13 protein-coding genes and 1 other annotated feature are annotated in these 11,685 nt (G+C 37.1%); of the genes, 9 read left to right on the forward strand and 4 right to left on the reverse strand.

Annotated features, from left to right (window positions below; genetic code table 11):
• Positions 1-15: 15 nt before the first annotated feature.
• Positions 16-201, reverse strand: a complete 186-nt coding sequence (locus tag COD92_RS27940) for a YjzD family protein (RefSeq protein ID WP_098528346.1) — start codon at positions 199-201, stop codon at positions 16-18.
• A gap of 183 nt (positions 202-384) precedes the next feature.
• Here COD92_RS27940 and COD92_RS27945 point away from each other — a divergent pair, with 183 nt between their 5' ends.
• The 4 genes from COD92_RS27945 to COD92_RS27960 all read left to right on the forward strand — a co-directional run bounded on the left by COD92_RS27945 (position 385) and on the right by COD92_RS27960 (position 3,349).
• Positions 385-1,107, forward strand: coding sequence for an alpha/beta fold hydrolase (locus tag COD92_RS27945; RefSeq protein ID WP_098528347.1), 723 nt, complete (start codon positions 385-387; stop codon positions 1,105-1,107).
• Positions 1,108-1,187: 80 nt separating this feature from the next.
• Positions 1,188-2,009, forward strand: a complete 822-nt coding sequence (locus COD92_RS27950) for a hypothetical protein (RefSeq protein ID WP_098528348.1) — start codon at positions 1,188-1,190, stop codon at positions 2,007-2,009.
• A gap of 169 nt (positions 2,010-2,178) precedes the next feature.
• On the forward strand, positions 2,179-3,126 hold the full coding sequence (locus tag COD92_RS27955) for a BMP family ABC transporter substrate-binding protein (protein ID WP_098528349.1): 948 nt from the start codon (positions 2,179-2,181) through the stop codon (positions 3,124-3,126).
• 22 nt (positions 3,127-3,148) lie between these two features.
• On the forward strand, positions 3,149-3,349 hold the full coding sequence (locus tag COD92_RS27960; protein WP_255286574.1) for a ComZ family protein: 201 nt from the start codon (positions 3,149-3,151) through the stop codon (positions 3,347-3,349).
• A 19-nt stretch (positions 3,350-3,368) separates the two neighbouring features.
• Here COD92_RS27960 and COD92_RS27965 read toward each other — a convergent pair whose 3' ends face one another.
• Complete coding sequence (locus COD92_RS27965; protein ID WP_098996701.1) at positions 3,369-3,641, reverse strand: hypothetical protein; 273 nt, start codon at positions 3,639-3,641, stop codon at positions 3,369-3,371.
• A gap of 202 nt (positions 3,642-3,843) precedes the next feature.
• On the opposite strand from COD92_RS27965, the gene COD92_RS27970 reads away from it, so the two are divergent.
• From COD92_RS27970 to COD92_RS27985, 4 genes are all read left to right on the forward strand, one after another.
• On the forward strand, positions 3,844-4,776 hold the full coding sequence (locus COD92_RS27970) for a beta-ketoacyl-ACP synthase III (protein ID WP_098996702.1): 933 nt from the start codon (positions 3,844-3,846) through the stop codon (positions 4,774-4,776).
• 53 nt (positions 4,777-4,829) lie between these two features.
• Complete coding sequence (gene fabF / locus COD92_RS27975) at positions 4,830-6,068, forward strand: beta-ketoacyl-ACP synthase II (RefSeq protein ID WP_098996703.1); 1,239 nt, start codon at positions 4,830-4,832, stop codon at positions 6,066-6,068.
• A gap of 132 nt (positions 6,069-6,200) precedes the next feature.
• Positions 6,201-6,986, forward strand: coding sequence for a DUF2268 domain-containing putative Zn-dependent protease (locus tag COD92_RS27980; RefSeq protein ID WP_098996704.1), 786 nt, complete (start codon positions 6,201-6,203; stop codon positions 6,984-6,986).
• Positions 6,987-7,195: 209 nt separating this feature from the next.
• Positions 7,196-7,942 carry a YjbA family protein gene (locus tag COD92_RS27985; RefSeq protein ID WP_098528354.1) on the forward strand — a complete coding sequence of 249 codons (747 nt, stop codon included), beginning with the start codon at positions 7,196-7,198 and terminating at the stop codon, positions 7,940-7,942.
• Between the two features lie 66 nt (positions 7,943-8,008).
• Here COD92_RS27985 and trpS read toward each other — a convergent pair whose 3' ends face one another.
• Both trpS and COD92_RS27995 read right to left on the reverse strand, forming a co-directional pair.
• Complete coding sequence (gene trpS / locus COD92_RS27990; RefSeq protein WP_098528355.1) at positions 8,009-8,998, reverse strand: tryptophan--tRNA ligase; 990 nt, start codon at positions 8,996-8,998, stop codon at positions 8,009-8,011.
• A gap of 53 nt (positions 8,999-9,051) precedes the next feature.
• Positions 9,052-9,304, reverse strand: a binding site (T-box leader).
• Between the two features lie 55 nt (positions 9,305-9,359).
• Entirely contained in the window at positions 9,360-9,716 is a 357-nt protein-coding gene (locus tag COD92_RS27995; RefSeq protein WP_098528356.1) for a hypothetical protein, read from the reverse strand.
• 223 nt (positions 9,717-9,939) lie between these two features.
• On the opposite strand from COD92_RS27995, the gene COD92_RS28000 reads away from it, so the two are divergent.
• Entirely contained in the window at positions 9,940-11,625 is a 1,686-nt protein-coding gene (locus COD92_RS28000) for a peptide ABC transporter substrate-binding protein (protein ID WP_098996705.1), read from the forward strand.
• The last annotated feature ends 60 nt before the right edge of the window (positions 11,626-11,685 follow it).

Genomic DNA, 11,685 nt, shown 5'->3' on the forward strand with positions numbered 1-11,685 from the left:
GGAAGACCTTTTTTATTAATGATTTTCTACAGGTTCATTTGGAATTACTGCTGTAGCAATGAGAATTAATATGGTTACCCCAACAGCAGCAATAGAACCTTGAGCAAAATTATATTCCGCACCGGCTGTCATTGAACTAACAACATATGTAAGCATTTGCACTAAAAGGAAAGACCAGAAAAAAGTCCAAAATATACGCACTCATTTTCACCTCTTACTTATTATACATTAATTTAAATACTACCATACAATACAGAAAAAATATATAAAAAACAATTTTCTGATTTATGTTTTCAAGTCTTGAGAAAAATGGGCAAACTCCCTTTCATCTCATGTGAAACGGCATACAATATCTTGAGGAATTATGTAAAAGGAGATTTAGCGATGGAGAATCGTAATTTTCAGATGGATACCCAATGGAATATCATTCATTACCCCGAAAAGCCTAAAGGATTTGGGATCTTAATAATTGGAGATGAAAGGCACTTTGTCGATGAAAGCAAATGCTTTTGGACGCAAAACGAAGGAAAGCTGTCTATTATCAATGAATTAAAAGATGCCGGGTACACCATTTTTTCCTCAAATCTTTATGGACGAAACTGGGGGAGCGAAAATTCTGTCGAGCTTGCTCAAAGGTTATATCAGCATGTAATTAGAAGTGAAATTCTTAATAATAAAATTCATGTTTTAGCAGAAGGAATGGGGGCATTAGTGGCTGTAAAGCTATTAGAAAAGATGAAGGGGTCAATTCGTTCGGTAGTCCTGCTTAATCCCATTCTTTCCCTAAAACATCATTTAGAACAAGAAAAAGAGCATAAGTTCTTTTATAAAAAATTAATGAGGGAATTAATTGCTGCACATCAACTCGACCAGTCTACCCTCGAAAACGAAATATTCAACATGGAAGAAATGGTTCATCTTGATTTTGACTGTCCGATAAGGATTATCCAAGTTTTAGCTGGCGGGAGATCGTACACTCAATCAAAACTTTATCAAAAAATTCTTAATTCCCCAAAGATAGATCCAACCTTCATTCTACCCGAAAAAAAACCTCAGCTCGGAAATATGGTTATCAAATTTTTTAACAGTCATGAATCAGTGCTATAATGGTAAGCCTCCCCAAAATGAAATAATTCCTATTAATAGAGCATAGGATTCATTAAGGTTATTTTGGGGAGGAAGATGTAATGGACAAGGCTATCATTTTTGGTATTTATAATTTTGTTAGTTTTCATATGGGAAGAACGCTCTTAAATAAGGGTTTAGAGGTTATTGGCCTTCATATTGGTGAAGCTCCATCTCTTGAGGAGAAAAGGCTGGAGGTAGGCAGGAATGCAAACTTTAAGGAAATCTCCTTATCACAATTAGATGCTTACAGAGAAGATGACACCGCTAAAACAACGTTGATCATTTCACTTTACGATGTATATATGTTGAATACTGAAACCATTTTACAAAAACAAACCGTTACAAGCTTAGAACAATATATTGAAAAAAATAAAAATTTGACTGATATTATATTCATTCTACCAATCCAATTACTAATTTCTAATGAGGCACTGGCTTTGCGGACATTTATTGAGCATGTGATTGCCTGGCCGAAGAAAAATCGTTTTTATTATTTACCAGCTATTTATGGTCCTTGGCAGCCGTCCGTGTTTACTTTCCAACAAGCACTGATGGCAAAAAGGGACGATAGTGTAATCAGGGCAAGTAAACGGGAATGGACTGGCGATATCCTATTTGTGGATGATGCTGTCGAAGCTATACTGGCATCGATCGAAAATTCAGATGCTGTGGACAATATGAACTTTTTGATAGAAAGTGGTAAAGAGAATTATTGGCTTCAGTGTGCGGAGCAGTTGAAATTAGATAAAGTGATTATAGAAGGTGTACAATCTGAACAATTGGAAATAGATAAAACGATCAAACGAGTATCAGTAAAAAGGGTAACCCCATTCAGTAATTCAATTGAAGAACAAATAGAAATAGTGAAGCGTCTTATTTAAATTTTTCTAATGTGCTTAATGAGGAATAATTCCTATTAAATACACTGAAAAAGTTGGTATTCGGTACTTTTCAATTAATTGTTCTAGGGTTAAAATAGAAAGAAAAAAAGACGTTTTTTACAATTTGGGTATATAATGGAAAGGGTGTCGTACAAAGGAGTTGCAGCAAATGGTAAACCGTTTCGGTATCATTCTCTTATGTCTTCTCCTACTGGCGGCATGCGGAGAACCAAAAGCTTCGGGAAAGTTACAAAAGGTTGGCTTGTTAGTCCCTGAAACGATCAATGACCAGGTGTGGGGAACAAAGGGTTTTAATGGGATGCTAAAAATCCAATCGAAATTTCATGTGGAAGTATTTTATAAAGAAGGAATGAATTCTCAGGCAATTGTCGAACAAGCGGTGAAAGAATTTGACCAAAAAGGTGTAAATCTTATTTTTGGTCATGGATCTGAGTACGCCGAATTCTTTAATAATATTTCAAAACAGTATCCTAACATACACTTTGTCAGCTTTAACGGTGATGCAAAGAACAAAAACACCACAAGTTTAACCTTTAAATCCCATGCAATGGGTTTTTTCGGTGGAATGGTTGCAGCCCATATGTCTCATACTAAAAGAGTCGGTGTTTTGGCTGCATATGAATGGCAGCCAGAAATTGAAGGGTTTTATCAAGGGGCATTGGCAGAAAATAAAGATACCAAGGTTAGCATTGAATATGTTGGAAATTGGGATGACAAGCAAAAAGCAATTCAGTTGGCCGAACAAATGCTGAAAAATGGTGTCGATGTGGTGTACCCAGCAGGGGATGGATTTAATGTACCTGTTATCGAGCAGGTCAAAGAACACGGGTTATATGTGATTGGCTATGTTTCTGAACAGTCTGATTTAGGTGAATCAACTGTTTTAACAAGTACCATTCAACAGGTTGACAAATTGTATGTAAAGGTTGCAGAGCAATATAATAATGGCAATTTACATTCCGGTAATCTTTCATATGATTTTCAAGATAACGTTATTTCCCTTGGGAAGTTTAGCCCATTGGTCTCGAAGGAATTTATTGGCCAATTAAATCGGCAAATTGACCACTATAAGAAAACAGGAGAATTACCTAAATAATTTAATCAAAGGAGTACATAAAGTGAACAATCAAGACAATACATTACAATTTATGCAAATCGCAATGAAATATTTACCAGAAGCAAAAGAGCAATTAGATCAAGCAGGTGTTGAACTGTCCATGGAGCTCATTCAACCCTTTATGAATTTATTTTCTAAAGTAATGCAGGAAGCCTACGAGCTTGGTAAGGAAGATGCTCTTAAGAAGAGTCTAAGTAAATAAGCTGCCAGTTGTTGGCAGCTTATTTTTTTTTCCATAATTGTTCAATGAATGGGTATACTTTATTAAACAATGGCTTTAACCCGCGAACTGAATCAACTAAAGTATCGATATTCGTCATTAGTGCCTCATAATCAATGCTAGAGTCTTGTTTAGGTTCTGAATGGTGCTGAGATCTTTGCCCATTGTTATCACTCCTTGGGCCAAACATTAAACTAGTAAATCGGTCTGCCTTTATCTGTTCTTCCCTTTCTTCTTGATTTTTAAAGTCCTGCCCATCCTCAAAATCTGCCATACCTTTCCTTCCTCCCTAAAAATACCTTTTAATGTAGAATATGTGTCAACAAATAAAAGGTATGCACATTAGCGGATTATAATTAGGAAGAAACAGTTGCTTAAAAGTGGAGGAGTTTGATAAAATTAGTACCAAGTCATAATAATTGATATTAATCCTAAAAATAGATAGGGTCTGATCAAAAATTAAAGGAGATGGAATAATGAGAGCTGGTATTGTTGGAATGGGCAGATATTTACCTGAAAAAATTCTCACCAATCATGATTTAGAAAAGATGATGGATACCTCTGATCAATGGATAAGAACCATGACAGGGATTGAAGAAAGAAGAATAGCTGCCGATGATGAAACCACATCTGATATGGCATTTGCTGCTGCTCAAAAAGCAATCCAAGATGCCGGTATAACTCCGAAGGATATTGATTTAATATTAGTAGCGACTGTAACACCTGATTCTCCATTTCCATCTGTTGCTTGTCGAATCCAAGAAAGATTAGGCGCAACAAAAGCTGCAGCAATGGATATTAGTGCTGCATGTGCTGGATTTATGTACGGTATTATAACAGGTAAACAATTTATTGAGTCCCAGGCTTACAAATATGTATTAGTTGTAGGTGTTGAAAAGCTTTCAAAGATAACTGACTGGAATGATCGGAATACTGCTGTATTATTTGGCGATGGTGCCGGAGCAGCCATTATTGGACCTGTTTCTGAAAATCGTGGGATTTTATCTTTTGAATTAGGTGCTGACGGAACTGGGTCAAAACACCTATATCAAGACGAATACATTATCATGAATGGCCGAGAGGTCTTTAAATTTGCTGTTAGACAAATGGGAGAAAGTTGTGTAAATGTACTTGAAAAAGCGGGGTTAACAAAAGAAGATGTCGATTTCTTAATCCCGCATCAAGCCAACATTCGGATTATGGAGGCATCAAGACAACGATTGGAATTACCAATCGAAAAGATGTCAAAGACGGTAAATAAATATGGAAATACTTCAGCCGCATCCATTCCTATTTCATTGATAGAGGATATTGAAGCAGGTAGAGTCAAAGATGATGACCTAATTGTTATGGTTGGCTTTGGTGGTGGCTTAACTTGGGGCGCCATTGCGATGCGCTGGGGAAAATAACGGACGTAAGATTAGTATTTATGGATAAATAGATTGAAAAAGGAGATGTCTAAATGGAAAAGAGAAGGGTCGTTGTTACAGGAATTGGTGCAGTCACACCGCTTGGAAACGATGTTGGGACCACATGGAAAGGGATTCTAGAAGGAAAGTCCGGTGTCGGACCGATGACAAGAGTAAATGCTGATGAATATCCGGCAAAGGTCGCTGCCGAAGTAAAAGACTTTAATCCGGAAGCTTTTATGGATAAAAAAGACGCACGTAAAATGGACCGGTTTACACAGTTTGCTGTTGCCGCGGCATTAATGGCGGTTCAGGATGCCAATTTAACGATAAATGAAGAAAACTCACATAGAGTGGGGGTATGGATTGGTTCAGGTATCGGCGGGATGGAAACATTCGAAAACCAATTCGAGATATTCCAAAAAAGAGGTTATAAACGAGTCAGTCCATTCTTTGTTCCAATGCTGATTCCGGATATGGCAACAGGTCAAGTTTCTATTATACTTGGTGCCAGAGGCTTCAATTCATGTACAGTAACAGCTTGTGCAACAGGAACTAACTCCATTGGTGACGCCTTTAAGGTAATTCAGCGCGGAGATGCTGATGCGATGGTAACAGGCGGAGCAGAGGCGCCGATTACGAAAATGTCAGTTGCAGGATTTTGTGCGAATACTGCGCTATCAACCAATCCAGATCCTAAAACCGCCAGCAGACCATTTGATAAAAATCGCGATGGATTTGTCATCGGTGAAGGTGCGGGCATCGTGGTATTAGAAGAATTAGAGCATGCCCTAGCACGCGGAGCAAAAATTTATGCGGAAATTGTCGGATACGGAGCAACTGGAGATGCCTATCATATTACTGCTCCAGCACCAGGCGGTGAAGGTGGTGCCCGGGCAATGAAAATGGCGATAAATGACGCTGGTTTAGCACCAGAGCATATTGATTATGTTAATGCTCATGGAACAAGTACGGATTATAATGATAAGTATGAAACACTTGCAGTAAAAGAAGTATTCGGTGATCACGCCTATAAATTTGCAATCAGTTCGACAAAGTCCATGACAGGCCACCTTCTTGGTGCTGCAGGTGGAGTAGAAGCAATTTTTACTGTATTGGCGATGAGAGATAGTATCCTTCCACCAACAATCAACTATGAGACACCTGACCCAGAATGTGATTTGGATTATGTAGTAAATACAGCACGCTCGAAAGAAATCAAAGCAGCGATGAGCAATTCACTTGGCTTCGGTGGTCACAATGCTACAATAGTCTTTAAAAAATACGAATAAGAAAAAAACAGGCCAGACGCTAAGTTTGGCCTGTTTTTTGTTTTAGATGATACTCCCTATAATTCGTCGAACGTATTAAAAAAATTTTCATAAAATGACCAGAAGACGTAAATACGTTAATGGGGTGACGGAATGGGAACCATTAGGACTGATCAATGGCTTGAGGAGAATTTTGATAATCCATTAAAAATTTGTGAAAGGCTTCTTCCTTATTTCAAAGGACAAACAGAAAGAGAAATATATCGCGAATTAATGCATTTTGGAATGTACCAGCCGTCTCGATCCACTAAAAATAATCAACTTGAGATGCTCAAACAGCAGTCATGGGATAAAGTAGAAAAAATTTCCGCTAAATATAAAAAAAGATGGAATGGTCCGGATATCCCTATCTTCCTCTTTCCGATTGCACAGGCGGGCGGTTTTTTTAGAAAGGAAGAAAAAGGGAAAGCGGGCGTGTCCTTCCCTGATAAGATGTTTCTATTTCTATCGAATTTTGATAATCCGAAAGACGTAGAAGCACTCTTTGTTCATGAATATCATCATGTTTGCAGGATGCGCTTGTTAGATAAGAATATAGGGGACTACACGTTACTAGATTCTCTAATAATTGAAGGGTTAGCAGAATATACTGTATTAAAAAATTGCGGGAGTGAATATTTAGCCGCCTGGTGCGGTATGTATTCAGAAAAAGAGATAAAAAAATTTTGGAATCGATATCTTAAAATTCAGCTAGGAATAAAGAAAAAGGAGAGAGAACACGATGAACTGCTATATGGTGGTGGAAGGGTCCCCAAACTATTAGGCTATGCAGTAGGATTTTATCTTATTGAAAATTATTACAAAAAGAACCATTATTCCACAAAGTTATCTTTCACTACACCTGCAGAAAGTTATCTAAAAGGTATGGATCTATTTTAGTTAATATTTCAATGATTTCCTTGAGATCGATGAATTCCCTCAACCCAATCCAAAATCTAAAAGATAAAATCTACCATGACAAGTGGTAGTTTTTTATGGATATGACTTTTTTTAAAAAGGAATTGGATCAAAATATATATATAGGAATAATTTAACTGAGGTCTGACCATACTGATTGACAAATAGTTTCTTGAAGTGAGGGGATGTACATGTTGTATCTTCATGATGTTTGGGTAAATTGGTTTGAAGGTGAAGAAAACGGATATAATGTTTGCCACTTTCATGAATGGCGGAAGGATGACGGAGTAGAGCTGTTAGATCAAGTGCCGCTACTTAAAGTTGAGCCGCTTCTATTTGATTATATTGAGAATGATCTATCTGAGTTACCTCAACAACTTCTCGATGATATTTATCAAAAAGCATACTTAAGAAAAAACCACGAAAGAATTCAAATGGACTATTGCTTTGTAGTTACGGACGGGACGGGAATATTAGCAGTTGATACAATTGGCTACAATATTCCAATTAGAAAAAGCAGATTAATACCTAGACAGGAACAGCTCGTTTACGAAATGATAAGCCAGCATGAAGCGAAAACATATCATTTTTACGCCCAGCCTAAAACAAAGGACTTTCATATACTATCACCAGAACCGGATTTGATGAGAGGGTTAACAAGAAAAGAACGACAGTTAAAACAACTATTATTTATGGCGCTTGATCAACTTTTAACTTCTAACAATCAAGCAGAAGTAAGGTATTGGTACACTGAGTGGTGTCCGGAGCAATATTCTACCATTCAAGAAATGAATTTTGAAGAAGCTTGGGAACAGTTATTTGAAGAAACAAAGTATGGCTGGTCAAAACGCCATGAAACATTCTGTGAAAATTTAATAAAAGGGCAGCCCTTCTTTGAAAAACTTTGGGAGATGGAACATGGTCCAAAGGTAAATTAAATAGCCTGACTGCAAAAGGTATGTCCTGCATACCTTTTGCCCGTCAGGCTTTTAGTTTTTTAATATTTATCTTTTCTTCCTGCCAAGCCCCATTGCATTTTCCATCTTCTTTAATGTTCTGCTGGCAACCTGGTTGGCTTTTTCAGCTCCGCGATCTAAAATATCATCTAGCTCACTTGATTCTAACAAATTGTAGTATCTCTCTTGGATAGGTTTTAGAAAATCAACCACTACCTCTGCCAAATCACCTTTGAAATCTCCGTAGCCTTTTCCAGTGTACATGTCCTCAAGCTCACCAATTGTTTTTCCGCCAAGGATGGAATAAATCGATAACAGGTTAGAAACGCCAGGTTTATTCACCACGTCAAACTTAACAATTCCTTCCGAGTCCGTAACAGCACTCTTAATTTTCTTCACAATTTGATTTGGCTCATCTAAAGGAGTAATAAACGCCTTTTTATTAGGGTCGGACTTACTCATCTTTTTAGTCGGTTCTTGAAGTGACATAATACGGGCACCGACCTTAGGTAAGCTGATTTCAGGAATGGTTAGAATATCATTATATTTTTTATTAAATCTCTCAGCCAAATCTCTTGTTAACTCCATATGCTGTTTTTGGTCCTCGCCAACAGGAACAAGATCTGTGTTATATAAGAGGATATCAGCTGCCATCAACGGCGGATAAGTTAACAAACTTGCAGAAACGGCTTCTTTACCTGATGATTTATCCTTGAATTGCGTCATCCGCTCAAGTTCTCCAATATAGGAAATACATTGCATGATCCATCCAGCTTGTGCGTGAGCAGGGACCTCAGATTGAACAAATAAAGTTGCCTTTTCCGGATCAATTCCAACAGCAAGATATAAGGCAGCTAAACTACGGATATTTTTCCTAAGTGTTTGTGGATCCTGGGGTACTGTAATGGCGTGCTGGTCCACAATACAAAAGAAACAATTGTATTCGTGTTGTAATTCTACGAATTGTTTCATAGCTCCAATATAGTTCCCAAGTGTTATGGTTCCACTTGGTTGAATACCTGAAAAGATTGTTTTCATTGTGTTTCTTCCTCCTAAAAATATATAAAAAAAACCATTCATCCCCAAAAAACTATAGGGACGAATGGTTCGCGGTACCACCCTAAATTACTCAAAATGAGTCACTCAGTTTCAAAACATCTATATCGATATTTTGAATTCCTCTTAACGCAAGGTTAACGTCTGCTCCTACTGATTTTATCACAAAGGGAAAAGGTTCAGGCAGAGGCTCAAAAGTCCATTCCGTATTTTTCGCGTTTGTTTTCACCGGCCACAAACTCTCTGAATCGAAGGGAAATACGTACTACTCTTTATCAATGCTTTTGAAATTTTATTCGGTTAGTCACATTATAGCTGAAAGCAAACATTGATTTCAAGTTAGTTAAGCATAATAGGCAATTAGAGCGGCTGCCATCAACAGACCAGTAATCAGTCCATGAAGAAAGAGGGGCTTTTCATTTATTGTGATTAATTCCGATAGACCTGGAATGTCCTCGAATCTCCTTTTTACTTTGCCTCGTGATAACACATGATTAAAGGATTTTGACATGACATCATAAAATCCGCTATGGATGGTGAAGAGCAGTAAAGATAACAAAATGTACCCTGCAGTAATGAAAAAAGATATATCGATATAGCTATTTAAGGTAATATTACGGTGGTGAATAAATGAGATCATGACAATCGCTAACTGCGTAAATGAAAAAATTATAAGATTTTTTTTAAGGTTAAATTTCAAGAGATTACCTCCAAAAAGATTGATTTAACAGGTATAACTAATGCAAAGTATACAAAAAATTACTATATAAGTCTAAATTATTTCATAGACAATTGTAATCATTACGTAATGAAAGTTTGGAAAATGTAATTTAATTTTCAAAAAGTAATGTACAATTTGTTGAAAATATGTATAATAGAGAATGTAGTAATTTTTCAGAATAATAGAAAAGGGAGGTCTACTAGTGAAGAAATCAAAACTTTCACTACTTTTAGTACTATCACTAGTACTTAGCATGTTCTTAGCAGCATGTTCTGGCGGTGATAAAAAAGACACAAGTTCGTCAGATGGCAAAAGCACTGGTGGCACAGAGCAATTAGCAGATAAACAAGAACTTAATGTTTTGGAATCCGCTGAAATTCCTTCTATGGACAGTGTAATGTCTCAAGACACATTAAGCTTTACAACGCTTAATGCTACAAACGAAGGTCTATATCGTTTAGATCCAGATCAAAAAGTTATTCCTGGTGTTGCTGATGGCATGCCAACATATAATGATGATAAAACGGTTATCACTATCAAATTGAAAAAAGATGTAAAATGGTCAAACGGTGACCCAGTTACCGCAAATGACTTCGTATTTGCATGGAGACGTGCAATCGATCCTAAAGTAGCTGCTCCATATGGTGCCTACTTCATGGAAGGTAAAATCAAAAATGCATCTGAAATCGTTGCAGGAAAAGCTAAGACTGAAGACCTAGGTATTAAAGCATTAGACGATAATACTTTAGAAATCACACTAGTAAGAGCTCTTCCATACATCGAATCATACTTAACATTCCCATTATTCTATCCACAAAATGAAAAGTATGTTACAGCACAAGGCGCTGATTATGCTAAAGATGCTGCTCACCTACTTTACAATGGTCCATTTAAAATGACTAAGTGGGATGGCCCAACAGGTACTGAGTGGGTATTAGAAAAGAACGCAGATTATTGGGATGCAAAAGAAGTTACTCTAGAAAAGATCAACTTCAACGTTTCTAAAGATCCACAAGCTTCTGCAAACGCATATACTGCTGGCGAAGCTGATATTACACCAAAGCTTGCACAAGCTGCTATCCTTTCACAATTTGAAGGAGCAGATGATTTGCTTCGTTACCAAGAGCCATCTATTTGGTGGTTAAAAATGAACGAAAAGAATCCAGCGTTGAAAAATGTTAACATCCGTAAAGCTATTGCCCTTTCTGTTGATAAAAAGGCTTTAGTTGATGATGTATTAGCAAACGGTTCAATCGCTGCTGACTTCCTAGTTCCAAAAGGTTTCTCTTTCTTAGATGGTAAAGATTTCCGTGAAACTGCTGGTACTTACCTAAAGTCTGATAAAGAAAAAGCTGCAGAACTTTGGAAAAAGGGACTTGCTGAAACTGGTCTGAAAGAAGTAAACTTTACTTATGTTGGTCAAGACACAGAAACTTCAAAAGTTACTGATGCCTTTATCAAAGACCAATTAGAAAAGAACTTACCAGGATTAAAGATTACAATCGAAGCTGTACCTTTCAAAATCCGTATTGCTCGTGAAGATGCTGAAGATTATGATTTATTAATGGGTGGTTGGGGACCAGACTATGCTGACCCAATGACATACATGGATCTATGGGTTACTGGCGGCGGCCAAAACCACATGAGCTATAGCAACCCTGAATTTGATAAATTAATCAAAGCAGCTAACGAAGATCTAGTTTCTAAGCCACAAGACCGCTGGAAGGCACTTCAAGATGCTGAGAAAATCTTGTTAGAGGACGATGCAGCAATTGCACCACTTTACCAACGTTCTGTTAATATCTTGATCAATCCAAAAGTTAAAGGCTTTGCACACCATGCATTTGGTCCTGACTATAGTTACCAGTGGATTAAAATCACAAAATAAGTAACTATAACTAATCAAATAGAAAAGAGAGTATATTTTAAGAATATACTCTCTTTTTAC

The sequence above is a fragment of the Bacillus sp. AFS037270 genome (assembly GCF_002585305.1).